Raw genomic sequence first — 26,911 nt, 5'->3', positions numbered from 1 at the left:
ACAAATCGTTTAAGTTTGGATCGTGCCCGTCCCGTGAGCCAATGCCCGCAAGGCTTGCCGCCCCCGTCCTCCAACCCAGGATCTGCGGTGTCCCGCCCGAACACCCAATGGACGTTAAAAATCGGGCCAGATTTCTTGCTTCATGCTGAAGGCAAATCAAACAGCAGGAATGGCCCGCAGACGCATCGCCGCTCCCGCGCGTCAACCCTGCGTATGCCGCAATTCGCCGTCGATCTCCTGCGGCAGCCTCAGCAGGTTGAAGATCGGGCAGACCGCCTCGACCGCCTGATGCAGCGCGCGGATGGCCTCGGACGGCTCGGGTGACACGATGTCGAGCGCATAGCGGATGTTGTGCGGGAATACCGGGACATGCTCGAACCCCGGCTGCTGTGCGAGCGGATGCTGGTCGCCGGTGACCTCGACCGCGATCGAGTCGATCTTCAGGCCGCGCTCGGCCGCCTGGATCAACGTGATATGCGTGAGGCAACTGCCGAGCACGCCAAGCTGCAGCTCCGGCGACGCGGGCCCGAGGTTGTAGCCCGCGAAGTCGGGCGGACTGTCGCTGATCACCTGGAAGTCGCGAATCCGGATCTCGCGCACGCCGCTGCGACCGAGCGCGCGCACGGTCGCCTTCAGCGGCGTCGCCTTGAAATCGGGATCGTTGCGGGCTGCCTGCTGCTTCGCGTGCCACGCATCGCGTTTTTGTGCGAGATAGTCGTTGAGTGTCGTCATGGTCGAGTCAGGGGTAGGCTGCACGCGGGCGACGGATCGATTCGCCGCGTGCCGAGGCGATCAGTCGGCCGCCGGAATCCATGCGGCGGTCGCCGCGTCGCTTGCGCGGAACGCAGGAAACTTCGCGCCGAGTTCGGCCACGGTGCGAATGTCGTTTTTCACGAGATCGTCGCGCGTGATCAGCGTCGGCTTGACCGCGATGCGCGCGCCCGGATCCTGGCCGGCCACCAGCAGTGCCGCCGCGCGCACCGACACGGCGCCGACGACCGCGGGATTGGTCGCGGCCGTCGCGACCCACGCGCTGTTCGGCGCGCGGATCGCCTCGATGTCGGCCGTCGAGATGTCGGCACTGTAGATGCGGATCTTCGACGCCAGCTTCGCTTCGTCCGCGGCGAGCTTCGCGCCGCGCGCGAACTCGTCGTAAGGCGCAAAGACGACACGGATATCCGGATTCGCGCGATACGCGGCGGCCGCCTGATTCGCGACGGACTGCGCGATCGGATTATCGACGGTGCCCCAGCGCGCCTTCTCCCGCACCTTCGGGTGCGCGCGCTTGAAGTCGCGCCACGCGGCATCGCGCCGGTCGAGCGGCGCAAAACCGGCGACGTAGACGTACCCGGCCGAGAACGCGTCGCCGTTGTCCTTGACGGCCTGCCCGAGCAGCAGGTTCGCGAGGTCGCGATCGTTCTGCTCGATCTGCGGCACCTTCGGGTTGCCGAGGTCGACGTCGAACGCGACGACCTTGATGCCTTTGTCCAGCGCACGCTGCACGACGTCCTTCAGCGATTCCGGCAGGCCGTGATTGACGATGATCGCGGACACGCCGACGCTGATCGCCTGCTGGATCTGCTCGCGCTGCTCGGCCGCATCCTGCCGGCCCTCGTAGATGCGCAGATCGACGCCGAGCGCACGCGCCTGCTTCTGCGCACCGGCCTCGTAGGCCTGGAAGAAGTCGCCGGTCGACAGATAGTTGACCAGCGCGATCTTCACGCCGCCCTTGTCGAACGGCGCGGGCGCGCCCTTGAGCGGACCGGCCTGCGCGGCGGGCACGCCCAGCGCAGTCGCGAACCACAGCATGCATGCACCGATCTTCAGATCGACGCGCGATTTCCGGCGAAGCAACGAGCGCATGGCGGGCCTGTCTCCAGATAGGACGATATCGGCCCAATCTATCAGCGCCGCACGCGAACTCAAACCGAGCGATTCGGAAATAGATATGACTTAGGATGACAAACCGTTCCGATTCGGTGAGCCGGCCGATCAAAGCGAGCCGCTGCGGCGCATCGCGGCATGCGCATCACGCTCGCGCATCCGTGCGACGCCCGATGCCGAACGTAAACGCCAGCGCGAGCACGAGCAGCGCGCCCTTGATGAAATCCTGCATGTAGTACGGTGCGTTCAGCATCGTCAGCCCGTTGAGCAGCACGCCGACGAATACCGCGCCGACGACGGTACCGAACACGTTGGGCCGCTTCGCGCCCCATACCGCATGACCGATCAGCGCGGCGGCCACCGCGTCGAGCAGCAGCGAGTGGCCCGCGCTCACGTCGCCGCGACCGACCCGCGCGGCGATCAATACGCCGCCCAGCGACGCGATCGCCCCCGATACGACGTACGCGGCGACCCGGTAGCGCGCGGCGGGCGCGCCGGCGAGCCGCGCGGCCGTTTCGTTGCCGCCGATCGCGTAGATCACGCGGCCCCATCGTGTGGCCTCCATCGCGACACAGGCCAGTGCCGTGACAGCTGCGAGCAGCAGCACCGGCAGCGGCACCACGTCGAACACGCGCAGCCGGCCGAGCGCGAGAAAGGCGTCGGGGAACACACCGGTCGCGTCCGTGCCGTCGGGCAGCACCGAGCCGGTCGCGAGCGAACGGCCGCCGGTCGGAATCAATTGCAGGCCGGCCATCAGGAACAAGGTGCCGAGCGTCGCGAGCTGGTCGGGCACGCGCAGGCGCGTAATCAGCACGCCGTTGAACAGCCCGGCGGCCACGCCGAGCGTCACGCAGGCGATCACCGCCGCCAGCGTGCCGCCGTGCCACACGACCAGCACATAGCTGGCGGCCATCTGCGCGGTCGCGGCCACGCTGCCGACCGACAGGTCGAAACCGCCGGCCGCGAGCGTGATCGTCACGCCGATGCCGAGCAACGCGACGATCGACACCGACTGCAGGATGCTGAACAGATTGTCGACGTTCAGGAACGCGGGCTCCCTGAGCGCAAACCCGATCACCAGCAGGGTCAGCACGAGCAGGATGCCCGTGCGCTCGAGTGCGTCGCGGACGCGGGCCGCCGCGGCGCGCGGTCGTTCGACGGGCGCGGCATCGTGCCCGGCGGAAGAAGTCACGGTTTTCATGAGCAGTCACGCAAGGTGGAGGACGTCGGAGGCGGGTCATCGAGCGTCGCGCGATCGAACCGCACGATACGATCCGCGATCTCGGCAGCTTCCTCGAGATCGCTGACGAACACGATCGTCGCGCGCGCCTGCGCATGACGCCGCAGCGTATCGACGATATCGGCCCGCGCGCCGGCATCGATGCCCTGAAACGGTTCGTCGAGCAGCAACAGCCGCGCCGGTTCGGCATGCCAGCGTGCGAGCACGACTTTCTGCTGGTTGCCGCCGGACAGGTGAGCCACGCGATCGTCCGGGCCGGTGCAGCGGATGCCGAACCGCGCGATCGCCGCCGCGGCGGCCGCGCGTTCGCGCGCCCTGCCCACCGGGCCGCGCGCGAACCAGCGCGCCAGAAACGGAAAGCCGATCGTGCCCGCGATCGATGCGAACGGCACGCTGTCGGGAAACAGCGACGTGCGCCAGCGGTCCTCGCCGGCCAGGAAGACGCCGGCGCGAATCGCATCCGCCGGCGAACGCGGCCGCCACGGCCGCCCGTCGAGCGTCATGTCGCCGGCCACCGCGCGCGCGGCGCCGAAGATCGTATTGGCGAGGCGCGACTTGCCGCCGCCCACCGGCCCCGCGATCGCGACGATCTCGCCGCGCCGCACCTCGAGGTCGAACGGCGTACTGGCCGGCGTCAGCCGGATGCGCCGCATGCTGAATGCCGCGTCCGGTTCGCGCGGCGCGGCGCGGGCCGGCACCGGCTCACGCGTGTTCGGCAACGGCCGCCCGATCATCGTCTGCACCGCCGCATCCAGATCGACGGGCGCGGGCAGATCCGCGACGATGCGGCCGTCGCGGACGATCGCCACGCGATCGGCCATGCGCCGCAAATCGCCGAGCCGATGCGACACCAGCAGGATTGCCACGCCATCGCGGCGCAGCGCGTCCAGCAGCGCGAAGAGCCGCTCGGCCTCCGGTGCGGACAGGCTGGCGGTCGGCTCGTCGAGTATCAGCAGCGACGGCTGAGCGCCGAGCGCGCGCGCCAGCGTCACGCGTTGCTGGTCCGCCAGCGACAGCGACGCGAGCGGCGCGGCCAGGTCGACGTCGAGCCCGACCCGCGCGGCGAGCGGTCGCGCCGCGACACGCCGCGCGGCCGGCGTCGCGCGCCACGGCGACGCCCGATCGCACAGCCGGTCGAGCAGCAGGTTGTCGGCGATCGACAGCGTCGGCACGACCGCGTCGGCGACCGACTGGTGCACGGTCGCGACACTGAGCCGCTTGGCCGCGTGCGGCGACGCCGGCCGGTACGGTTGGCCGCGCAGTGTCAGCGTGCCGCCGTCCGGCCGCAGCACGCCGCTCAGGATCTTGACGAAGGTCGACTTGCCCGCGCCGTTCGCGCCCATCAGCGCGACCACTTCGCCCGCGTCGATCGTCAGGTTCAACGCCGACAGCGCGACGGTCGCGTCGAAACGCTTCGCGATGCCGGCGGCGCTCAGGACGGGCGACGACGCCGATCGACCTGCGTGCATCGCGCCGGCAACCTCGTTCGCCGTCGTAGTCATGCCGGCCTCCCCTGTCGGGCACGGCGCGGTTGCAGCCGGAACAGCACGTCGTGGTTCACGTCACGCCCCTCCCCTGATAGTCGTTCCGTATCGACCGGCGCGTCACCGTCCGTCAGATGCGGATGGCGGATTGCCGGAACGACGCGCCGTGCGCGGTGTCCGGCAGGCGGTCGCGGCCGCTCAGCCGCGAGCGGAAGGTGCCGGCCGGCGCCGTCGTGCGGTACAGGCCGCGCTTTTTCAGTTCCGGCACGATCAGCTCGGCGAAATCGTCGAGCGTGCCCGGGCTGATCAGCGGATTGAGCATGTAGCCGCTCGTCGTCGACTGGCGCGCATGCTCGGCGAGCTGATCGGCGACCTCGTCGGGCGAGCCGACGAGGATCAGGTCGGTGCCGCGCGTGACGCTCGCGAACTTGCGCCGCACGTCGCCGGCGGTGAGCGGCTTGCCGCTGCCGTCGGGCCGCACCACGTAGGACGTGAGCCCTTCCGTGTGCGTCGTCAGCGGTTCGTCGTCCGCATAGCGGTCGATGTCGATGCCGGTGTCGCCCGCATAGCTGACGAGTTGCGCGTGCTGGTGATAGTGCTGCTGCAGCGTGTGGTATTTCTCCTTCGCATCGCTCGACGAGCGCGCGGTCACGATCCGCAGCACGGTCAGCGACTTCACGTCGTCCGCCGCGCGGCCGCGCTCCGTCGCAAGCCGGCGAATCTCGTCGAGGCCCGCACGAATCTCGTGCGGATTCGACTTCGCGACGAACACCACCTCCGCGTGCTTCGCCGCGAACTCGCGCCCGCGCCCGGACCAGCCGGCCTGGATCAGCACGGGCGAGCGCTGCGGCGACGGCGCGCAGACGTGCGGCCCCTGCACGCGGTAGTGCGTGCCTTCGTGCGCGATCGGCCGCACGCGGTCGCCGCGCGCATAGCGCGGCGCTTGCTTGTCGGCGACCACCGCATCGTCCGCCCAGCTCCCTTCCCACAGCTTGTACACGACGTCGAGGAACTCCTCCGCGCGCGCGTAGCGTTCGTCGTGGCCGATCATCCGGTCGAGCCCGAAGTTGCGCGCCGCGCTCGTCAGGTAGGACGTCACGATGTTCCAGCCGATCCGGCCGTTGCTCAGGTGATCGAGCGTGCTGAAGCGGCGCGCGAGCGCGAACGGGTGCTCGTACGTCGTGCTCGCCGTCACGCCGAACGCGAGTCGCTCGGTCTGCGCGACGAGCGCCGGAATCAGCATCATCGGGTCGTTCGCGGGCGCCTCGACCGCCCACTGGACCGCTGCGTCGGCCGATCCGCCATAGACGTCGTACAGGCCGAGCACGTCCGCGAAGAACAGCATGTCGAGATCGGCCTGCTCGGCCGTGCGCGCGAGGTTCGACCAGAACGGGAGCGTATTCGCGCGCAGCCGTTCGTCGGCGGGATGGGTCCACAGGCTCGGCGCGCCGCCGCAGCCGACGCTGGCTTGTTCATACAGGGAAAACAGCAAGGGGCGAGGATCGGACATCGTCAGGTTCGTTACCAGGAATCAGTTGGGGGCCGCCCACGCGTCCGGCGACGCGCGGCGGCGGCGTACGGGGACGCGAGCGTCGGGGGTGCGCGTCAGGTGGCGATTGACATGCCTCTCGAGACGAGCGGCCGGAATGGTGAGCAGCGCGACCAGCACGACATAGACGACAGCCGCGCCGACCAGCGGCTCGTACACGCGCAACGTCTCGAAGCGCAGCGTATTGGCCGTTCCCATCACGTCGAACACCGTCACGGTCGACGCGAGGACGGTCGATTTCAGCAGCAGGATCGCCTCGCCGGTGAGCGCGGGCAGCGCGAGCCGCCACGCGCGCGGGCCGACGATGCGGCGCAGCACCTGCACGCGCGTCATGCCGTACGCGTGCCCGGCTTCGATCTCGCCGGCCGGCACGCCGGCGATCGCGCCGCGCAGGATCGTCGCGACATACGCGCTCTCGTTCACGCTCAACGCGACGATCGCGTACCAGAACGCGTCGCGCAGCAGCGGCGACGCCCAGCTGTCGCGCATCCATTCGCGCGGCACGATCTGCCCGAATCCGTAGTAAAGCAAATAGAGCTGGACGAGCAGCGGCGTGCCGCGAATCAGCATGAGCCAGCCGCGCGCGGACCAGCGCAGCGGCGCATGGCGCGCGCCGGCGGCGAGCGCGAGCGGCACGCCCAGCAGCACGCTGGCCGCGCCCGACACGAGCGTCAGCGCGAGCGTCGTCGGCACCGCGGCGAGCAGCTTCGGCATCACCGTGTCGAGCAGGAATGGCAGCGAGAAGATCATGCGGTCGCGCGCCTCGTGCCACGGTTCGCGTGGCGCTCGAGCGCCGCGAAGAGTCCCGTCGACGCGATGCTCAGCAACAGGAACAACGCGGCCGTGACGAGATAGAAGAATACGTAGTGGCGTGTCGCGCCGGCCGCGAGCTGGCTCGCTTTCAGCAGATCCGTGAACGAGCCGAGCACGCTGATGAACGACGCATCCTTGGTCGCGTTGAGCCACACGTTACCCGTGCCCGGCAACGCGAGCCGCGCGGCGGCCGGAAGCCGGATGCGCGCGAACGTCTGCCACGGCGTCATCCCGTACGCGTGCGCGGCTTCGATCTGCCCGGCCGGCACGTTGACGAGCGCCGCGCGGAAGATGTCGGTCAGATACGCACCCTGGATGAACCCGAGCGACAGCGCCGCGACGAGGAACGGCGGGAACGCGAAGTCGTCGGGCGCGAGGCCGCCGCGGTGCAGCGCGGCCTCGACGGCGGGCGCGAGCGCATAGAACGCGAGCAGCAGGCACAACAGCTCGGGCAGCGCGCGCACCAGCGTCGTGTAGAGCCGCGCGAGCCACGCGAGCGGCGCGTGGCGCGACAGCTTGCCGAGCGCGCCGGCGATGCCGAGCAGCACGCCGGTGCCGAACGACGCTGCCGCGACGCCGAACGTCAGCGCGAACGCGCCCGCGAACACGCGGCCATAGCCGCCGTCGCCGAATGCGAGCAACGCGAGCAGCGAATCGTCCGCGGCCATCGGGTCAGCGGCCCTTCTCGATCGTGCCCTTCAGGTTCGGATAGCGGGCGGTGATCGCATCCCACGTGCCGTCCTGCTGCAGTTGCGCGATCGCGGTCGACAGCTTGCCGCGCAGCGCATCGCCCTGGCGCACGCCCGCGCCGATGCCGAGGCCCAGCACCGGATTGTCCGCGCAGGTCGCCTTGACCTCGAAGTCCTTGCCGTCGCGCGACGCGAGGAATGCCGTAAACAGCCCCTTGCCTTCCTGCACGTAGTCGACCCGGCCGGACACCAGATCCGCGAGCGCGTTGTCGAACTTGTCGAAGGCCTTGATCTGCGCGTCCGGCTTGAAGCGGGAGTCGAGGAACGCCGAGAAGTTCGTGCCGGCCTCGACGCCGATCACGCGGCCCTTGAAGCTCGCGGGCACCGCGCAATCGACACGGCGCCGGTCGCTCTTCGCGCCGACGAACACCGTCGGCGACTCGTAATAGGCACGGCTGAAATCGATCGCCTTCTGCCGTTCGCCGGTAATCGTCATCGACGACCAGATCACGTCGATCTTGCGGTTCTGCAACGCCGGAATCAGGCCGTCCCACGCAATGTCGGTGAGCTCGCAGCGCACGTTCAGTTTGCCGCACGTGGCATCGAGCAGGTCGATTTCCCAGCCCTTCCACTTGCCGGCCGCGTCCTTCGAGAAGAACGGCGGATACGACTCGGCGTCGATGCCGACGCGCAACGTCGGCTGGGCTGCATGGGAAGCCGGCACGAGGCCGAGTACGAACAGCGCGGCCGCGGCACGGCGGACCCTGGAACGCATCAAACGATTCATGTGGCGCATTTCTGAAATAACGTCGAAACGACCGGCGTCGCAGCCGGCAGGAGGCCAGACTGTAATGCGCGCGCAAGCGTGTACCAAATGGTTATTTTTTCGATGGATATCTGATCGCGCGATATACCGATCGACGCTGTGCCAGGAATTTCAGATCGTGTGCGCTGCCGTCGCCATTGCGGGCTCAGCCGACGAATTTCGCCTCCACGCCACTGCGCACGACGAGGTCGAACCGTTCCGGCCGAATGTGAAACACCGTGGATTCGCACGTGCGGCCGTCCGCGAGGCGCGACGTGCGCCGCAGCACGAGCAGCGGCGCGTGCTTGTCGGCGTTGAGCCGGGCCGCGATATCGTCCGGCGCGGCCATGGCCGTCACCGACATGTCGGCATCCGTGATGCGCCAGCCGAGCAGGCTCTCCAGCACCTCGTAGGTCGACATGCGCTCGGCCTGCTCGAACGTGACGGCGCCGGCGTCGGGCAGCAGGCAGGTCTGCGCGAGCGCGACGGGTTCGTCGTCGACCCAGTGCAGGCGTTCGAGATAGATGCAGCGCGTGACGTCGGCGGCAAATGCGTGCCGCAAGCCCGGCGGCACGTCGCACGCTTCCATGCGCAGCAATTCCATCCGCGCCCGCGCGCCCTGCGCGGCGATCGAATCGTGCAGCCCGCGCAGCACATCGAGTCGATGCCGCAGCCGCTGCTTCGCGGCGAACGTCCCTTTTCCCTGCTTGCGCTCGACGATGCGCGCGTCGCTCAGCCGATCGAGCGCGAGCCTGACGGTCACGCGGCTCACCTGAAAACGCTCGCTCAACTGCGCCTCGGACGGCAGCTTGCCGGTCGGCTCGTACACACCGCGCTCGATCTCGTCGCGCAGCGTCGTCGCAAGCTGCTCGTAAAGCGATGTCGTGTCGTCACGCACCAGCGTCATCGATCCTTCCTCGTCGTGCTGGGTTCGCGCTATGCGCGTTTCCCGATATCGATATGAAAAGCAATTGGAATGCTCAACTTGTATTAATACGTATTATTACATCTCGACAGACGGTCGGGGCCGCGATTCGGGGTCCCGATGCCCCGGGGAGCATACCAGTGACTGAAAACGCAATCGGCACGCCGCCGCTCGATGGCGTGCAGGGCAGCCGGCCGACACGGGCCGAAGCGGCCACGGCGCCACGCACCGATCCGCACGCGGCGGGACGATCGCGCGGCGCGCAGCGGCGTGCCGCGATCGGTTTTGCCGCCGCGTGGCTGGCGTTCTTCGCGATCGCCTGGTGGTTGCCCGCGCCCGCGCATCTTTCCGCCGAGGGCCGGGCGACGCTCGCGGTCGTCGCGTGGGTCGCGATCGTCTGGATCACCGAGGCGATTCCCGTCGGCGTGAGCGGCATCCTGCTGCCGATGCTGCTCGTGCTGTCGCATGCGAGCCCGTCGTTTCCGAAGGCGGCCAGCGGCTTCGCCGCGCCCGTCGTGTTCCTGTGCCTCGCCGCGTTCCTGTTCTCCGCGATCATGCAGGCGAGCGGGCTCGACCGGCGCATCGCCCTGCTGCTGCTCGATCGCCTGAAGGTGCGCACGGCCAACGGCGTGATCTGGGCGATGTTCGCCGTGAACTGCGTGATGGCGCTCGTCGTGCCGGCCGCGAACGCACGCGCCGCCACGCTGCTGCCGGTCACCAACGGCATCGTCCGGCTGTTCGGCGAATCGCCGCGTGAACGCGCCGCGCGCAAGGCGATCGTGATCCAGACGCTCGTGTACGGCGCGATGATCAGCGGCATGTGCATCCTCACCGCGCATCTGCCGAACATGGTCGTGTCCGGCCTGCTCGAGAAGCAGCTCGGCATCCGGATCTCCTACCTGACGTGGCTGAAGCTGCAGTGGCCGTATCTCGGGATGTTCGCGATCACGCAGGGCTGGGTGCAGTTCCATTTCCGCTCGCGCGCCGTCGCGCTTCCCGGCGGCCCCGGCGCGATCGCGGCGATGCGCCGTACGCAACCGCCCGCCGCCCGCAACGACTGGGCCGTGCTCGCGCTGTTCGCGGCCGTCGCCGTGCTGTGGGCGACCGAGCCGCTCCATCACCTGCCGTCGGAAATCGTCGCGCTGATCGCGCTGGCGCTGTTGTTCGCACCCGGCGTGCTGCGCTTCGGCTGGGCCGAGGTCGAGCAGCGGACGATCTGGGGCACGCTGTTCCTGCTGGCCGGTGCGCTGTCGCTGTCGTCGGCGATCAGTGCGTCCGGGCTCGCGAACTGGGCCGCCGATCACATCTACGTCGCCGCGCGCGGGCACGGCTGGTGGCTCGCGATCGCGATCGTGATGCTCGGCACGCACGTGATCCGCATCGGCATGCTGTCCAACGTCGCGGCCGTCACGATGATCGCGCCGATCGCGCTCGCGCTGGCGCCGCGCCTCGGGCTGCATCCGGTCGCGTTCACGATGCTCGTCAGCGATACCGACAGCTTCGCCTATCTGCTGCCCACGCAGATCACCGCCGGCGTCATCGCGTACAGCAGCGGCGCGTTCTCGACGGCCGACTACGCGAAGGTCGGCGCGGTATCGGTGCTGATCGCGATCGTCTATGGCCTCTGCGTGATCGCGCCGTGGTACGCGTACATGGGCATCCCCGTCTGGGACGCGAGCGCGCCCTGGCCGTTCGCGCATTGAAGCGCGCCGCTTTCCAACGACATCATGTTGCATCCCTCATGAACGAATCCACGGACGCTCCCGATTCCGTCGCAGCCCGCGCCGCCGCGCTGCGCGACCGCCTGGGCCCGCACGTCGCACCCGCGGGCCTGTACGAACGCCACAAGCGCCTGCCGTTCGCCGGGCGCGTGCATTGCAACGTCACGCGCCTCGAAGCCGGCGAGTGGAGCGAGATCGTGCTCGACTACGAGGTCGGCTCGTCCGGTATCGCCGACGGCGGCTGGCTGAAGGCCACCTTCAAGTTCTATTCCGACTGGGCGCTGTTCCAGACGAGCGACCCGGCCGCGGCGAACTACATCAGCGCCGAATACCATGCGGCGCCGCTCGTGCCGGGGCAGAGCCCGGCCACCGTGCAGGCGCTGAACGTGCGCTTCGACCAGAAGGGGCACGAGCGGCCGTTCCAGAAGGCGGTGATCGTCGACGTCGTCGACGGCTACGTGAACGCCGGCGACCGGATCGTGATCCGTCTCGGCGATCGCCGTCGCGGCCCCGGCACGCGCGTGCAGACCTTCGCCGAGGACAACTTCCGGTTCCGGCTCTACGTCGATCCGTTGGGCACGTCGCGTTTCGTCGCGGTGCCCGGCGACGTCTCGATCGACATCCGCGCCGGCGCGCCGTCCGACGTGCTGCTGAACGGCCCGCGCTTCGTGCGGCCGGGCACCCGCGCGCCATTCCGGCTGTCGCTGCAGGATCGCTGGGGCAATGCGTGCCGCGACGTCGGGGGCACCGCGCGCGTCGTTGCATATGACGCGCAAGGCGAAGCCGTCTACCGGCGCGAACATGCGCTGCCCGAGGCGGGATTCGCGAGTTGCGCGGTCGACGACCTGCCGGTCGACGCCGGCACGCTGCGCATCGTGGCCGACGTGCCCGCGCGGCCGGACGTGCGTGCGGCCGAAGCGTGGCTGACGCTCGACGCGTCGTTGCCGGTATCGCGCGCGCTGTATGCGGATCTCCATGTGCATGCGCACGACACGGTCGGCACCAACAGCCCCGAGTACAACGCACGCTACGCACGCGACATCGGCGGCATCGACGTGCTCGGCTATACCGCGAACGATTTCCAGATCACCGACGAGAACTGGCAGCTCGGCGTCGACGCGGTCGAACGCTTCAACGAGCCGGGCCGCTTCGTCGTGTACCCGGTGCAGGAATGGTGCGGCAGCTCGACCGCGGGCGGCGACCATAACGTGGTGTTCCTCGGCGATGCGCGGCCGGATTTTCCGTACAACGCGCGCGGCGAACACAACCGTACGCTGGTCTGGAACGAGGACATGAAAGGTCATGCGGTCGAGCTCGGCCGCTGGCCCGTCGAGGAACTGTGGGACGCGTATGCCGACGCTGCCGCGCAGCATCTGGTGATGCCGCACGTGGGCGGCCGCCGCTACATTCCCGACTGGCACCATCCCGAGCTCGAACGGCTGGTCGAGATCGCGTCGTCGTGGGGGCACTTCGGCTGGCTGTACCAGGACGTGATCGCACGCGGCTACCGGCTCGGCGTCGCGGCCAGCGGCGACGAACATCGCGGCCGGCCGGGTGGTGGCGCGCCCGGCGTGCAGGTGTTCGGTGTGCACGGCGGGCTGACGGGTGTGCTCGCCGACGTGCTCGATCGCAAGCACGTCGGCGAGGCGCTGCGCGCGCGCCGCACATGGGCGACCACCGGCGAGCACAGTGCGCTGCTCGTGCGTTGCGGCGATCACTGGCAAGGCGATGCGTTCGCGCATCGCTGGCCGGCGCGGCTCGACTACCGGCTGCTCGGCCAGTCCGGGTGGGAATACGTGGCCGCGTACGATCACGAAGGACGGGTGTGGGAACGCAACCTGCATGCGGAACTCGGCTACGCGGATCGCCTGATCCGCGTGCGCTGGGGCGGCGCCCGCATCCGGGACCGCTATCGCTGGGCCGCGTGGCGCGGCCGGATCCGCGTCGTCAACGGCACGATCCACCGTTTCGGATCGAACGGCTTCGAGCATGTCGAGGAGTCGGCATGGCGTACCGGCGCGACCGACGTCGAATTCCGCAGCGACACCTATGGTGATGCGGACAGCATCGAGCTCGACATCGGCAATCTTGCCGACGCGACGATCGTGGTCGAAGGCACGATCGACAGCTTCGCGAAGGTCGGCGATCCGCTGCAGCGCAATCCGTTCGTGCATGCGCCGACGTTCCGCTTCGAGATCAGCGGCGCGGACCTGCTCGCGCAAGGAACGGCCACGCATGCGCTGGGCGGCACCGAGTTGTTCGTCGCGGTCGAACGGTTGACGGACCAGACGCTTCCCGTCGATCTCGCGGGCAGCATCGAAGTCGCGGCGGAAAATGCGTCGTTCGGATTCCGCCCCGTCTATTTCTTCGGGCGGCAGCGCAACGACAGCAAGGTGTGGTCGTCTGCCCAGTTCATCACGTTCGAGTGACGCGCATGCGCGATCCGAGCGCCGTGCCGGCGGCGTTGCCGACGGGTCGGCCGCGCATGGCCGCGCATGGCCGGGCGCCCGGTGCGCCACCCTGAAGCCGGCCCGCCCGGCTTGCCGATGGAATACTCCCCGCCGAGCGGGCAGAGGCGCTTTGAAACGATCAACCGAGCCACGTCCTGATATTCGCCCGCATCGCGCCGGCGGAGATCCCGTAACGGTCGTGCAGCGTCGGCAACGCGCCGGCAGCGAGGTACGCATCCGGCAGCGCGATCTGCCGGAACGGCGCCGCGACGCCAGCCGCAAGCAAGGCAGTCGCCACCGCTTCGCCGAGTCCGCCGATCACCGTATGGTTCTCGGCGACGATCACCATGCGCCCCTTGCGCGACGCCTCCCGAACGATGGTCGCCGTATCGAGCGGCTTGATCGTCGGGACGTGCAGCACGGCTGCATCGATGCGGTCGGCTTCAAGCGCCTTCGCGACCTCGAGCGAACGCATCGTCATGATCCCGGACGAGATCAGCAGCACGTCGTTGCCGTCGCGCAGCAGCTTCGCCTTGCCGAGTTCGAAACGGTAATCGTATTCGTCGAGCACGGCCGGCACGTTGCCGCGCAGCAGGCGCGCGTACACCGGCCCCTGGTGCGCGGCGATCGCCGGCACCATCTGCTCGATGTCCAGCGCGTCGCACGGATCGATCACGGTCATGTTCGGCATCGCGCGCATCAGCGCCAGATCCTCGGCCGCCTGATGGCTCGGCCCGTAACCGGTCGTGAGGCCCGGCAATGCACACACCAGCTTCACGTCGAGATTGTCCTCGGCGATCGCCTGATGGATGAAGTCGTACGCGCGGCGCGTCGCGAATACCGCATAGGTCGTGACGAACGGCTGCGCGCCTTCGTGCGCGAAGCCGGCGGCGGCGCCCATCAGCAGTTGCTCGGCCATGCCCATCTGGTAGTAACGCTCGGGAAATTCCTTCGCGAAAATGTGCAGGTCGGTGTACTTGCCGAGATCGGCCGTCATGCCAATCACGTTGCCGTTCGTGCGCGCGAGCTTCGCGAGCGCATGGCCGAACGGCGCGGCGCGGGTCGCCTGCCCCTCGGTCGCGATGGACGCGATCATCGCGGAAGTCTTCAGGCGCGGCTTGTTGTCGACGGTGCTCATGCGTGTCTCCCTGCTTCGAGTGCGTCGAGCGCGAGCTTCCACTCGTGCGCATCGACGCGGATGAAATGGCTCTTCTCGCGTGCTTCGAGGAACGGCACGCCGCACCCCATCTTCGTGTCGCAGACGATGATCCGCGGCTGCGGCCTGTCATGTCGGCGCGCGTTGTCGAACGCGCGCTTTACCGCGTCGATATCGTTGCCGTCGACTCGCTGCGTATACCAGCCGAATGCTTCGAGCTTGTCGACCAGAGGCTCGAACGCCATGACTTGCGTCGACGGGCCATCGGCCTGCTGGTTGTTCACGTCGACGATCGCGATCAGGTTGTCGAGCTTCCAGTGCGCGGCCGACATCAGCCCTTCCCAGATCGCGCCTTCGTCGAGCTCGCCATCCGAAAAGAGCGTATAGACGAGCGCGTCCGAGCCGTTGCGCTTGAGCCCGAGACAACGGCCGACCGCGATCGTCAGGCCCTGGCCGAGCGAACCGCCGGACATCTCCATGCCGGGCGTGTAGCTCGCCATCCCCGACATCGGCAAACGGCTGTCGTCGCTGCCGTAGGTTTCGAGCTCCTCGGCCGGCAGGATGCCGGCTTCGAACAGCGCCGCGTACAGCGCGATCGCATAGTGGCCGTTCGACAGCAGGAAGCGGTCGCGCCCTTCCCACTCGGGATCGTCGGGGCGATAGCGCATCGCGCCGAAATACGCGACGGCCAGCACGTCGGCGATGTCGAGCGCCTGGCCGACATAACCCTGCCCCTGGACTTCGCCCATCAGCACGGCGTTTCTGCGGATGCGGTACGCGCGCTCGGCGAGCGTGACCGCTTCATGAATGGTTTCGGTATCCATCGTTGGCTCCAGTATTGGATCGGAAGGCATGCAGGTCGAATCGGCGGTGATCAGCGATTGACGGAGCGCGGCACGAGGAACACCAGCAGCGCGCCGAACGTAATCGCGACGGAGATGAAGAGGAGTCCGGCGGTGGACTTGCCGGTCAGGTCGTTCAGCCAGCCGACGATCGCCGGCGAGAAGAAGCCCGCGAGGTTCGCAAAGCAGTTGACCGCGGCGATGCCCGCCGCCGCCGACATCCCGCCGAGCAGCGCCGTGGGCAGCGACCAGAATTGCGACGACGACGCGAGAATGCCGGCGGACGCAATGCTCAGGCACACGATCGACGCGCCGACACTGCCGAGCATCGGCAACGTCGCGAAGCCCGCCGCCGCGATCAGCATCGGCACCGCGAGATGGAAGCGGCGCTCGCGGCGGCGATCCGCGCTCATGCCGATCAGCGGCAGCGCGACGATCGCGCACGCATACGGAATCGCGGTGAACAGGCCGACCCACAGCGGATCGGCGACGCCGGCCTTGCGAATGATCGTGGGCAGCCAGAACGTGAGGCCGTACTGGCCGAGCACGACGCAGAAGTAGATCGCGGCCATCAACCACAGGCGGCGGTCGGCGACGAACGCACGAATCGACAGGTGGGCGGTCGTGTGCTCGGCGTCCGCCGACACGTTGCGCGCCAGCAAGGCTTTTTCGGCATCGGTCAGCCATTTCGCGCCGGCAATGCCGTCATCGAGATACAGCAGGATCGCAAAGCCCAGCACGAACGAAGGCAACGCTTCGAGCAGGAACAGCCACTTCCAGCCCGCCATCGACATCGCGCCGTGCAGCGAATGCATGATCGCGCCCGACAGCGGGCCGCCGATGATCCCCGCCAGCGGAATCGCCATGAAGAACAACGACAGTGCCTTGGCACGACGCGCCGACGGGAACCAGTACGTGAGGTACAGGATCACGCCCGGCGCGAAGCCCGCTTCGGCGACGCCGAGCAGGAACCGCAGCACGTAGAACGCGGCGGGCGACTTCACGAACACGAAGCTCGCGGAAATCACGGCCCACGTCAGCATGATGCGCGCGAGCCAGCGGCGCGCGCCGACGCGATGCAGGATCAGGTTGCTCGGTACTTCGAACAGAAAGTAGCCGAGAAAGAAAATGCCTGCGCCCATCCCGTACACGGTCTCGCTGAAACGCAGGTCGTTGAGCATCTGCAGTTTCGCGAAGCCGACGTTGACCCGGTCGAGATACGCACCGAGATAGCACAACATCAGGAACGGGATCAGCCGTCGCGCGACCTTCGCATAGGTCGCCGCTTCGAACGTCTGCGCGTCGTCCCGTTGCAGCAGCTCGCCCTGAACCGGCGAGGCGGGGTACTTTGCTCTCATCTTTGTCTCCTGCCATGGCCCCGGGTTGTCCCGGGTGCATGATGGTCGGCGCCGCGCGTGTCGCGGCGCCGTTCTCAGTGAATCAGCATCCCGCCGTTGACGTCCAGCGTGATGCCCGTCAGGTAGCTCGACAGGTCGCTCAGCAGGAACAGGCACGCATTGGCGACATCGACGGCATCGCCGAGGCGGCCGAGCGGAATGCCCTTGACGATCTCCTCGCGCATGTCGGGCGTCAGCTTGTCGCCGGTGATGTCGGTCTGGATCAGGCCCGGCGTGATCGAATTGATGCGGATACGGTCGGCGCCGAACTCGCGCGCCATCGCCTTCGCGAGGCCGAGCACGCCGGCCTTCGCGGCGCTGTAGTGCGGGCCGCCGAAGATGCCGCCGCCGCGCTGCGCGGACACCGACGACATGCACACGATGCTGCCGCCGCGCTGCTCCTTCATCGCCGGCAGCACCGCCTGCGACATGTACAGCGTGCCGCGCAGGTTCACGTCGACGATCGCATCGAAGTCGCGCCCGGAAATGTCCAGCGTGCGCACCGGCTGCGTGATGCCGGCGTTGTTCACGAGGCCGTCGATACGGCCATAACGCGCCAGCGTCGCGCGGGCCGCGGCCACGCACGCGTCGCGATCGGTCACGTCGCAGGCCAGGCCGAGGTGGTCGGGCCCGAGCTCGGCGGCGGCCGCTTCGGCGTCCTCGCGACGCAGGTCGAGAATCGCCACGCGCGCGCCCTGGGCGGCCAGCGTGCGGGCCGTGGCCTTGCCGATACCGCGCGGCGATGCCGCGCCGGTCACGATGATGGTCCTGTTGTCGAGCAACATCGTTCGTCTCCTGTGTTGATGTGTGTGCAGAGTGTCGGCTCGCCGGACACCCGCATCAACGCGGAAACGCTCAGGCATGGTTGAGAAAATTTCAGATGACGCCGCGCGGGCCGTCACGGCGTGCTGCAACGCAATATTGCACGCGGCCCGGACGCGCGACGCTCAGTTCGCGCGGCGCTGCGCCGCGACTTCCCGCTCGATCCACGCAAGGAAGCGTTTCACGCGAGGCAGTTCCCCGTTCTGCCGCGGGTAAACGAGATGATGCGCACCGACTTCCACCGCATGCGTCTCGTCGAACACGGGCACCAGCGCGCCTTCGCGAATCTTCACCGACGCGAGCATCAGGCTTTCGAGCGCGATGCCGAGGCCGAGCGCGGCGGTTTCGAGCGACATGTACGACCGGTCGAACGAAAAGTCGAAGGTCTTGCGGGCCGCGAGCGATACGCCGGCCCGGCCGAACCACTGTTTCCACTGCACGAGCGGCGTTTCGGAATAGATCAGCCGATGCGCGAGGAGGTCTTCCGGCGCGTTCACCGGATGCCGTTCGAGGTATTGCGGCGACGCGAGCGGCGCGATGAACTCGCCGCGCATCGTCTTCACCTCGAGGTTGTCCCAGTTGCCGTAGCCGTGGCGGACGTCGATATCGTAGAAGCCGTTCGAGAACGATACGTTTTCGTAAGAACACGCCAGGTTCAGCTGGATATCGCCGTTCGCTTCCTGAAACGACGACAGCCGCGGCAACAGCCACATCAGCCCGAAGCTCGGGCTCGAATGCACGCGCAGGATATCGACCTCGGCGCGGCTCGACGCGCGCTCGGTGGCGCGGCTCAGGTCGGCCAGCGAGCCGGTGACGTCCGCCAGATAGCGCTCGCCGGTCGGCGTGAGGACGAGCCCGCGCCCTGATCGCTGGAACAGCGGCTGGCCGATCTGCGATTCGAGGTTGCTGAGCTGGTGACTCACGGCGGACGCGGTCAGGCCCAGTTCTTCCGCGGCACGATTGACGCTTTTGGTCCGGGCGACACTTTCGAACGCGATGATTGCCTTGAGCGGCGGGATGCGCATGTTGGTATCCGTTGGAATGAGCAGATCGCCTGGCAAAGCGATATCGAAACGACACCTGGAACATTGTCCGGGCCAGGCCACTGCAATACGTTACATGCCAATTCTAGAGTGCCCGAGGGCCGCCGTTCGCTGCAACGTGGTCCCGACCGGCGGGCGCGCACCGGTTCCCTTGGCGCGCGACGCACGCGCGGCGGCCCTGTCGGGTCAGGTTGCCCTGGCGCCCGGGCACCGCTTCGATCGATCATTGCGCCGGCGCGGCGGGTCGTCATTCCGGTTCAGGAACCGGCAACCCCAGCCGCCAGCTCAGGTTCCTGCGCGCCTGCCTCTCGCAGCGCGCGTAGAAGAATTCCGTCAGATAGATGCGCGGACGCACGAGCAGCCCGCGCAGAATGTTCCGCTCATGAAAATCGTAGGCCCGGTCGTCGAGATCGGGACGCTCTGCCCGCAAACGCCGGCCGTCTTCGCGAAACCGGCTGCGGGAAGCGCCGAGCGCGGCCAGGTCGATGTCGCACGTGAAGCGGGTATCCGGTTGCGCGGCAATGCCCGCGTGGGTCGTCGCGAGGATCATCGCGCAGACGGGGTCGCACGCGCGGATTCGCCCCCCGGCCTGGTGCCGGAACCAGTCCGCGCTACGCTGCTCGTTGTCCTTCGCGCCGGGCACGAAGATCACGTCATGGAACCAGAGCGCGAGTTCGACGGCGTCCGGCGCGGGAATCGCGTCGCGCGCCAGGTCGAGATGACGCAGGCATCGCCGTACATGCACGAGCGTATGGTAATGGCGCACCGGCTCCGCATAGCATTGCGCGAGCCTGCGATAGACCTCCTCGGCATGGGTCCCGCCGCTGCACGACCACAACGCGACGAACCGCGCCTGCATCCGGTTCACGTTCGCTCCTTGGACCGGGGCGTCCGCGCGGAATCGCCCCATGCCGACATGACTGCGATGCGCTCAGAGAAATTCCCTGCGGATGTCGATGCTCGAGCGCTGCCCGATGTTTCCGTAGTGATGCGCGAGCCACACATCCGCCTCGCGTCGCCCGTGGTCATGCAGTTCGCTCAGAAATGTCCAATCCGCGTTGTACTTGCTCGATACGCTCAGCGCGGACAGCGCATCGTCGGCGCGAATGGAATGAATCAGCATTTCCTTCATCTCGCCGCGTTGTATCGTGCCTTGCTGGATCAAGTCGGTGACGAACGCGATCGCCCGCATCTCGCGCATCAGCGACGAATTGAAACTGATCTCGCTGATCCGGTTGAGGATTTCCGCGGCGGTGATCGGCACGCCGCGACGCACGAGCGGATTGATGTGCACGATCACGACGTCGCGCGTCGCGCAGTTGTAGATGAGCGGATAGATGGCAGGATTGCCCATGTACCCGCCATCCCAGTAGTACTCGCCGTCGATCGAGACCGCCTGGAACAGGGTCGGCACGCATGCCGATGCCAGCACCGCGTCGGCACTGAGGTCCGCTCCGGTGAACAGGCGGATCTTCCCCGTCTCGACGTTGGTCGCGCACACGTACAGCCGGATCGGACAGTGCTTGCGCAGCGCGTCGAAATCGACCTGGCTTTCGAGCACCTCGCGCAGCGGATTCAGGTTGTTCGGATTGAACTGATAGGGTGAAAAGACCCGCAGCATCATGTCGGCGAACGCATACAGCGGCGAATGATCGAGCCCGAAGCTGTGCGTGCCCTTCAGCCAGGGCATCCAGCGCAGCGGGTTGTAGCGCTCCGCCGATTGCGCGACCGCGTGCCAGAAGTCGTGCAGTGCCTGACGCGCGCCGTCTTCGCCGCCCTTGTGCAGCCCGTATGCGAGTACCGCGGCGTTCATCGCGCCGGCGCTGGTTGCACTGACGCCTTCGATGTCGAGCCGGCCGTCTTCGAGCATGCGGTCGAGCACGCCCCAGGTGAAGGCGCCGTGCATTCCGCCGCCCTGCAACGCGAGCGCGATCGGTTTGCGCGGGCCATCGTTGCCGCGTCTTGCGTGCGTGGTTGCCATGCCCGTCTCCTCGGCGCTCCGCGCAGGCGGAGCAGCGGCAGGTCATCGAGCGCACGTCGTCACGCGATCCGTCGCCGTGCGCCGTTGTTCCATTCATCCTGCGCGCGCGTCCAATGCATCCAGCAGCGCTTTCGCGTCGCGCAGGTCGCTTGTATCGAAACCTTCCGTGAAGCAGGCGAGCACCTCGGACAGCGCTCGCCTCGCCTCCACGGTTTTCCCCTGCCGCTGCAAGAGCCGCGCAAGGTCCGACGCCGCCCGCAATTCCAGCGCTCGGGCACCCTGGCGGCGCGCGCGCTCGATCGCCCGGTGAAAGCAGCCGGTGGCCTTGTCGTCGCGCGCCGCGACCGCCCCTTCGTCGCACGCCGCGACGGCCCCCTCTTCGCTCGCCGCGACGGCCCCCTGCTCGCTCGCCCCGCCGGCCAGATAGACGCCCGTGAGCCGGTACAGCTCGGCCTCGAAGCAGTGCTCACCGGTTTGCTCGACGAGCGTCGTCGCCTCTTCCAGCAGGTCCAGCGCTGCCCGCCGGTCGCCCGCGCGCCAGTAACTGTCGGCCAGCAGCGCGAGGGAATAGGGCCGCTGGTCTTCGCCGCCGGCGGCCCGCTGCGCATCGAGGCCCAGCCGCATCTGCGCGATGCCGTCCCGGATGTTGCCTTGCGCGCTCATCGCCCAGCCCCGCAGGAGCGTCCCCCATGCGAGCCAGTACGGCAAGCCGTGCTCGGTCGATACGGCAATGACCGCTTCCGCGCGCTCGGCGGCAAGCGTCGGCTCGCGCCGCAGCTGATGCAGGTGTGCCGTGTAGGTCAGGCTGAACGCCAGGGACGGCCCATAGGAAAGGTGCCGTGCGAGCGCCAGTGCTTCGACGCTGCGCCTGAGCGCCTGGTCGGGATACCCCTGGATCCACAGGGTCAACACCAGGAAACTGAGCGCCCGGATGCCCGGATCGACCCCGTGCGCGAACACGTGGGCCTGATGCTGCTCCGGATCGTAGATCGCGATCGCCTGTTCCAGGTGGGTGCGGGCGGCCGTGAAATCGCCCTGCAGGAAGAAGCACGAACCCAGCGCGCTATGGGCCTCGATGAGAAAGCCGGGGTCGTTCGCATCGCGGGCCGTACCGAGCATCTGCCGGCCCAGGTCGGTCGCGAGCGCATATTCGCCGCGCACCACGTGGTGCATCCGCAATCCCAGCTGCGTCGCGAAGCGTTGCGATACCTCGCCCGTGCGCTCGCACAACTCGAGCGCGCGCGTATAGGTGGCGCCCACCTCCGTCGCGCCATACCCGCGCACATCCATCAGGACCGGCCCGAGGGACAGCAGCAGCGTCAGTTCCCAATGCGCGCGCATCGGTGTGTCCGGCAAGCCCTTCAGCAACGCAAGCGCCGCGCCGAGGTGATTCATCGCATCGTGATGAGCCGCATGGCGCAGCGCCTGCTGGGCCGCACGATGCAGGTATTCGACCGCCTTCGGAATGTTGCCGCTCTGACCGTAGTGATGCGCGAGTTCGCTGCAGTAATCGGCGATGCGCGTCGGGAACAGCACCTCGATCGCCTGCGCGGTGCGCTCGTGCAGCGCGGTGCGCCGCTCCGTGAGCAACGAGCGCCCGGCCACTTCCTGGGTCAGCGCGTGCTTGAACGAATAATTGACCTCGGGAAAGGCGGGCCGCTCGTAGATGAACTCCGCGGCTTCCAGATGCGCGAGCAGGCGACGCAGTTCGTCGTCCCGCGCCGCCACCTCGCCGCAGATGCGCCGGATCAGGCTGAACGGAAACTCGTGGCCGATCACGGCAAGCGCCTGCAGCAGTTCCTTTTCCTCGACGGGAAGCCGATCGATCCGGGCCGCCAGCACGCCCTGCACGGTGGTCGGGATATGCAGCGTCGCCGGCGTCTCCACGATGCGATAACGCCCGGCATCGCCGAGCAGCGACTTCTCTTCGACGAGCGTCTGGACCACTTCCTCCATGAAGAACGGATTGCCCTCCGTCTTCTCCAGAATGAGCTGCTTCAGCGGCACGAGCGTGCGATCCTCGCCGAGCAGCGCCGTGAGCAGCCCCTGCGCATCGGACGGGCCGAGCGGCTCGAGCCGGATCCTGCTGCAATGAACCACGCCGGCCCACGCCGGCCGATACTCGGGCCGGTAGTTCACCAACAGCAGGATGCGTGCGTCCGGCACGTGGTCGATCAGGTAGCTCAGGAATGCTTCCGTTTCACGGTCCAGCCATTGCAGATCCTCGAACAGCAAATGAACCGGCTGATTCTGGCTCTCGCGCACGAGCAACTGCCTGATCGCGTCGAAGGTGCGCTCGCGCCGGATCTGCGGGTCCATCTCGACCAGCACCGAGCCGCCCTCGCCGATGCCGAGCAGATAGAGGACGTACGGCACGAGGTCCTCGAAACCGCGCTCCAGCGCGAGCGCCTTGCCGATCACCTTTTCCCGGCAGCGCCGCTCGTCGTCCTGCGGCGTGATCTGGAAATAGTTCTTCAGGAGTTCGATCAGCGGCAAATTGGAAAACGCCTTGCCGTGCGATACCGAAAACGTCTCCAGCACCAGCGCGCCGCGCCGTGAACGCTCCTTGAACTCGTGGAACAGACGAGACTTGCCGACGCCGGCCTCGCCGACCACGCCGACCACGCGCCCGTGCCCGGCCCGCATGGTCTCCAGGGCCCGGTTCAGGTGCTCCAGTTCCGTTTCGCGCCCGACGAACCGCGCGAGACCACGGTGCGCCGCCAGCTGCAGGCGCGTGCGCAACGCACCCAGCCCCAGCACTTCGTAGACGCATAGCGGCGCGGGAATGCCCTTGAGTTGCGTGGCCCCGAGCGCCTTGAACTCGAAATAGCCTTCGGCCAGCTTGTGGGTGGATTCGCTGACGAGAATCGACGTGGGCGCGGCGATGCCCTCGATCCGCGACGCGATGTGGATCGTATGCCCGAGCGGGTCGTATTCGGTGTGCAAGTCGTCGGTGCGGATCGAACGGACGACGACCTCGCCGGTATGCACGCCGACGCGAATCTGCAGAGGAATGCCCTCCTGCAGCCGAATCCGGTCGCCGTGCTGGCGCATCGCCTGCTGCATGCGCAATGCGGCGAAGAGCGCGCGCTGCGCGTGGTCCTCGTGGGCGATCGGTGCGCCGAACAGCGCGAGGATACCGTCGCCGAGCGATTTGGCGACGTACCCTTCGTAGTAGTGGACCGCCTCCATCATCAGCTCGACCACCGGCACGATCAGGCGATGCGCCACTTCGGGATCGAGGTCGTGGATCAGCGCGGTCGACCCGGCCATGTCGGCAAACAGCGCGGTAACGGTCTTGCGCTCGCCGGCAGGCTCGCCGCGCGCTTCCATCGCCGCGTGTTCGGCACGGATGCGCTCGGCCAGATGATCGGGCGTGTAATGAATCGGGGTGGGCGACGGTGCTTGAGCCGGCGGTCGGGACGATGGCGGCATGGCGGCAGGTGTCGCCAGCGGCGCACCGCAATGGCTGCAGAAGCGGGCTGTCGGCGCTGCGTCATGCCCGCACTGCGGGCAGGTGCGGGACAGCACGGCGCCACATTCCTGGCAGAACCCCGCACCGGGAGGATTCTCCGATCCGCAAATTGTGCAGCGCATAAAACCCTCTTCCAGCCAAGGGTCGACCTCGAAACATTATGCGCCACTCTCTGCCGGCATTCAGGTCGGTGAATGCGCGTACGCATGCCGACGAGCGAAGGAACGAACGGTTTGATGGGCGCGGCCGGTGGCATCAGCGGCCGCATCATTCGCCGACGTGCAGGACATCCACGCCGATTGCCTCGGCTCGATCCGCGCCGCCCGCCGCGTCCCTACATCTTCCCCGCCAGGTGAAACCGCGACGCCGGATGCCACAGCCTGACCGACGTCGCGACGTGCTCGCCGACCCAGGTGCGGCGCTTCAACACCAGGCACGGCTCGCCGATTTCCATCACGAGATGCCGGCGCACCTGCGCATTGGGTTTCTCCGCATAGATCCGGAACTCGGCGCGCTGGATCGGCGCGAGCCGCACCATGTAGTGGTTCGGCGTCTCGATCGTGAAATCCTGCTCCAGGTAGTCGGGAAACAACGCCGGATTGACGTAGCGATCCTCGAACTGGATCGGCTCGTCTTCCTCGAAATGCACGATGCGCGAATGAAACACCGGCCCCGAGCGAAGCCCGAGCGCATCGATCGCATCCGGGTCGATGCTGCGCTCGATCAGCACGACGCGCGCGCTGTGCCGATGCCCCCGTTCCGCAATCTCGTCCGCGATGTTGCGGATCTCCAGGACCGTCGACTCGTAATGCCGGCGCTCGACGAACGTGCCGGCACCCTGGATGCGGGTCAGCACGCGTTCGTTCGTCAGTTCGCGCAGCGCGCGCGACACCGTCATCCGGGCCACGCCGAATTCCTTGACCAGCTCGGCCTCGGTCGGGATCGCGCCGCCGGGTTTCCAGTCGCCCTTCGCGATCCGCTCGACGACGTAGCGCTTGATCTGTTGATAGGCCGGCAGTGCGCGCGCCGGCACGGCCTCGCCCGATGCCCTCGCCGGTCGTGCGGAAAGTTGTCGCTCCGTCTCGTTCATGCACCCTCGACCGAATGAATAATGGATGATCCGCCCGTCGTCGCCGGTCGTCACTGCAACGGCGGCGGCGCCCCCCCGACGATGCCGGCCGCGATCGCGATGTCGTCCGCGAGCGGCCGGTCGTCGCGATACGCCGGTACGCGTTCGCGCACGTGTCGCCACAGCGCGTCGGTCGACGCGGCCCGCCCGGTTTCGTTCGCTTGCAAGTCGTATGCCTGCGCGGCGGCGAGCAGCTCGATCGCGAGCACGCGCGTCGCGTTCTCGATGATGTCGAGCGCCTTCAGCGCGGCCGGCGTCGCATGACACAGGTGATCTTCCTGCAGCCCCGACGTAATGCCGCCGTCGAGGCTCGCCGGCGCCGCGAGCCGCTGATTCTGCGCGACCAGCGCGACCGCCGTGTACTGCGCGATCATGAAGCCCGAACACGTGCCGCCCGGCGCCGCGAGAAACGCCGGCAGGCCGCTCACGAGCGGATTGACGAGACGGTCCAGCCGCCGCTCGGCGATGGCCGCCACCTGCGCCATCGCGGCCGCGAGGCTGTCCATCGCCAGCGCGATGCCCGCGCCGACCGCATGCGCCTGCGAATGAACGGCCGGCGCATCGCGCGTACCGGCGACGATCGGATTGTCGGTGACGGACGCGAGCTCGCGATCGACGACGTCCGCCGTGACCGCGAACACGTCGCGCGCCGCGCCGTGCACGTGCGGAATCGTGCGCAGGCTCAACGGATCCTGCGTATGCCGCCCGCTCGCCGCGGCGAGCATCGGGCTGTCGGCCAGCATCGTCCGCAAGCGCGCGCCGACGTGCCCGATGCCGGGCGAGATCCGCAACGCGAGCGAGGCCGGGTCGAACGCGGCGAGTTGCCCGCCGAGATTCTCGAAGCTCGCCGCCGCGATCCAGTCGGCCCAGTCGAGCAGCCGTTCCGCGCGGGCCAGCGCGAGCGCGGCGAGCCCCGTGACGCACGGCGTGCCGTTGACCAGGCTCAACCCTTCCTTCGCACCGAGCACGAGCGGTTCGCGGCCGATGCGGCGCAGCGCCTCGGCGCCGCCGATGCGTTCGCCGCGGTGGCGCGCATGGCCGTGCCCGATGCAGACGAGCGCGACGTGCGCCATGTGGGTCAGATAGCCGACCGAGCCGTGCGCCGGCACCTCCGGCAGGCAATCATGCTCGAGCAGCGCGACGAGCTGGTCGACGACGTCGGCATGGACGCCCGAATGCCCGTGCGCGAAATTGTTGATCGCGGCCGCGATGATCGCGCGCGTTTCGGCCGCGCCGAGCGGCATGCCGACGCCGACCGCGTGACTCATCAGGATGTTGCGCGACAGCGTGCTCTGCTGTGCCGGCGACACGATCACGTCGCACAGCGCGCCCACGCCGGTATTGACGCCGTAAGCGCGAATCCCGCGCGCGACGATCTCGTCGACGAGTTCGCGCGCGGCAACGACGCGCGCGCGTGCCTCGTCGGCCAGCGCCAGCGGCTCGCCGGCCGCCACCGCCGCAACCTGTCGCCAGTCGAGCGGCCGGGCCGCACGGAATACGGTCATG

The 26,911-nt window shown here is 68.1% G+C and carries 21 protein-coding genes; 2 read left to right on the top strand and 19 right to left on the bottom strand.

The features are described 5' to 3' along the window. Positions 1 to 201: 201 nt before the first annotated feature. The 9 genes from DIE02_RS27595 to DIE02_RS27550 all read right to left on the bottom strand — a co-directional run bounded on the left by DIE02_RS27595 (position 202) and on the right by DIE02_RS27550 (position 9,371). A complete protein-coding gene (locus DIE02_RS27595; RefSeq protein WP_124529859.1) occupies positions 202 to 732 on the bottom strand; it encodes an OsmC family protein in 531 nt (176 codons plus the stop codon). A 60-nt stretch (positions 733 to 792) separates the two neighbouring features. Further along, positions 793 to 1,863, bottom strand: a complete 1,071-nt coding sequence (locus DIE02_RS27590; RefSeq protein ID WP_044848611.1) for a substrate-binding domain-containing protein — start codon at positions 1,861 to 1,863, stop codon at positions 793 to 795. 166 nt (positions 1,864 to 2,029) lie between these two features. Continuing rightward, positions 2,030 to 3,085 (bottom strand): ABC transporter permease, encoded by a 1,056-nt coding sequence (locus tag DIE02_RS27585; protein ID WP_124529857.1) that lies wholly within the window; start codon positions 3,083 to 3,085, stop codon positions 2,030 to 2,032. Beyond that, positions 3,082 to 4,626, bottom strand: a complete 1,545-nt coding sequence (locus DIE02_RS27580) for a sugar ABC transporter ATP-binding protein (RefSeq protein WP_124529855.1) — start codon at positions 4,624 to 4,626, stop codon at positions 3,082 to 3,084. The genes DIE02_RS27585 and DIE02_RS27580 overlap by 4 nt, the downstream gene beginning before the upstream one ends. A gap of 112 nt (positions 4,627 to 4,738) precedes the next feature. Then, a complete protein-coding gene (locus DIE02_RS27575) occupies positions 4,739 to 6,118 on the bottom strand; it encodes an LLM class flavin-dependent oxidoreductase (RefSeq protein WP_124522770.1) in 1,380 nt (459 codons plus the stop codon). Between the two features lie 21 nt (positions 6,119 to 6,139). Continuing rightward, positions 6,140 to 6,907, bottom strand: a complete 768-nt coding sequence (locus DIE02_RS27570) for an ABC transporter permease subunit (protein ID WP_044848614.1) — start codon at positions 6,905 to 6,907, stop codon at positions 6,140 to 6,142. Beyond that, positions 6,904 to 7,638 (bottom strand): ABC transporter permease, encoded by a 735-nt coding sequence (locus DIE02_RS27565; protein ID WP_124522768.1) that lies wholly within the window; start codon positions 7,636 to 7,638, stop codon positions 6,904 to 6,906. Before DIE02_RS27565 ends, DIE02_RS27570 begins: the two co-directional genes overlap by 4 nt. A gap of 4 nt (positions 7,639 to 7,642) precedes the next feature. Continuing rightward, a complete protein-coding gene (locus tag DIE02_RS27560) occupies positions 7,643 to 8,446 on the bottom strand; it encodes a transporter substrate-binding domain-containing protein (RefSeq protein ID WP_124529853.1) in 804 nt (267 codons plus the stop codon). A 184-nt stretch (positions 8,447 to 8,630) separates the two neighbouring features. Next, positions 8,631 to 9,371 (bottom strand): GntR family transcriptional regulator, encoded by a 741-nt coding sequence (locus DIE02_RS27550; protein WP_124522766.1) that lies wholly within the window; start codon positions 9,369 to 9,371, stop codon positions 8,631 to 8,633. 158 nt (positions 9,372 to 9,529) lie between these two features. On the opposite strand from DIE02_RS27550, the gene DIE02_RS27545 reads away from it, so the two are divergent. Both DIE02_RS27545 and DIE02_RS27540 read left to right on the top strand, forming a co-directional pair. Continuing rightward, positions 9,530 to 11,092 carry an anion permease gene (locus tag DIE02_RS27545; RefSeq protein WP_260427362.1) on the top strand — a complete coding sequence of 521 codons (1,563 nt, stop codon included), beginning with the start codon at positions 9,530 to 9,532 and terminating at the stop codon, positions 11,090 to 11,092. Between the two features lie 38 nt (positions 11,093 to 11,130). Next, the gene (locus DIE02_RS27540) at positions 11,131 to 13,539 is read left to right on the top strand and encodes a hypothetical protein (RefSeq protein WP_124529851.1); all 2,409 of its coding nucleotides are present in this window, start codon (positions 11,131 to 11,133) and stop codon (positions 13,537 to 13,539) included. A gap of 160 nt (positions 13,540 to 13,699) precedes the next feature. Here DIE02_RS27540 and DIE02_RS27535 read toward each other — a convergent pair whose 3' ends face one another. The 10 genes from DIE02_RS27535 to hutH all read right to left on the bottom strand — a co-directional run bounded on the left by DIE02_RS27535 (position 13,700) and on the right by hutH (position 26,910). After that, a complete protein-coding gene (locus tag DIE02_RS27535; RefSeq protein ID WP_124522762.1) occupies positions 13,700 to 14,698 on the bottom strand; it encodes a transketolase family protein in 999 nt (332 codons plus the stop codon). Next, the gene (locus DIE02_RS27530; protein WP_124522761.1) at positions 14,695 to 15,540 is read right to left on the bottom strand and encodes a transketolase; all 846 of its coding nucleotides are present in this window, start codon (positions 15,538 to 15,540) and stop codon (positions 14,695 to 14,697) included. Before DIE02_RS27530 ends, DIE02_RS27535 begins: the two co-directional genes overlap by 4 nt. Positions 15,541 to 15,590: 50 nt before the next feature. Continuing rightward, positions 15,591 to 16,916, bottom strand: coding sequence for an MFS transporter (locus tag DIE02_RS27525; protein ID WP_124522759.1), 1,326 nt, complete (start codon positions 16,914 to 16,916; stop codon positions 15,591 to 15,593). Between the two features lie 74 nt (positions 16,917 to 16,990). After that, positions 16,991 to 17,740, bottom strand: coding sequence for an SDR family NAD(P)-dependent oxidoreductase (locus tag DIE02_RS27520; RefSeq protein ID WP_124522757.1), 750 nt, complete (start codon positions 17,738 to 17,740; stop codon positions 16,991 to 16,993). Between the two features lie 162 nt (positions 17,741 to 17,902). Then, positions 17,903 to 18,802 carry a LysR substrate-binding domain-containing protein gene (locus DIE02_RS27515; protein ID WP_124522783.1) on the bottom strand — a complete coding sequence of 300 codons (900 nt, stop codon included), beginning with the start codon at positions 18,800 to 18,802 and terminating at the stop codon, positions 17,903 to 17,905. A gap of 265 nt (positions 18,803 to 19,067) precedes the next feature. After that, positions 19,068 to 19,688, bottom strand: coding sequence for a hypothetical protein (locus DIE02_RS27510; protein ID WP_124522755.1), 621 nt, complete (start codon positions 19,686 to 19,688; stop codon positions 19,068 to 19,070). 63 nt (positions 19,689 to 19,751) lie between these two features. Beyond that, positions 19,752 to 20,801, bottom strand: a complete 1,050-nt coding sequence (locus DIE02_RS27505) for a patatin-like phospholipase family protein (protein WP_124489580.1) — start codon at positions 20,799 to 20,801, stop codon at positions 19,752 to 19,754. 93 nt (positions 20,802 to 20,894) lie between these two features. Next, positions 20,895 to 24,398, bottom strand: coding sequence for an adenylate/guanylate cyclase domain-containing protein (locus DIE02_RS27500; protein ID WP_124522753.1), 3,504 nt, complete (start codon positions 24,396 to 24,398; stop codon positions 20,895 to 20,897). A 212-nt stretch (positions 24,399 to 24,610) separates the two neighbouring features. Further along, on the bottom strand, positions 24,611 to 25,366 hold the full coding sequence (gene hutC / locus DIE02_RS27495) for a histidine utilization repressor (RefSeq protein WP_124522751.1): 756 nt from the start codon (positions 25,364 to 25,366) through the stop codon (positions 24,611 to 24,613). A gap of 50 nt (positions 25,367 to 25,416) precedes the next feature. Further along, positions 25,417 to 26,910: a histidine ammonia-lyase gene (hutH, locus tag DIE02_RS27490; RefSeq protein WP_124522749.1), complete on the bottom strand. Its 1,494-nt coding sequence runs from the start codon at positions 26,908 to 26,910 to the stop codon at positions 25,417 to 25,419. Position 26,911 lies beyond the last annotated feature (1 nt).

The sequence above is a fragment of the Burkholderia sp. Bp8991 genome (genome assembly GCF_003853795.1).
GTDB lineage: Bacteria > Pseudomonadota > Gammaproteobacteria > Burkholderiales > Burkholderiaceae > Burkholderia.
This window is presented reverse-complemented; position numbering and strand designations above follow the sequence as displayed.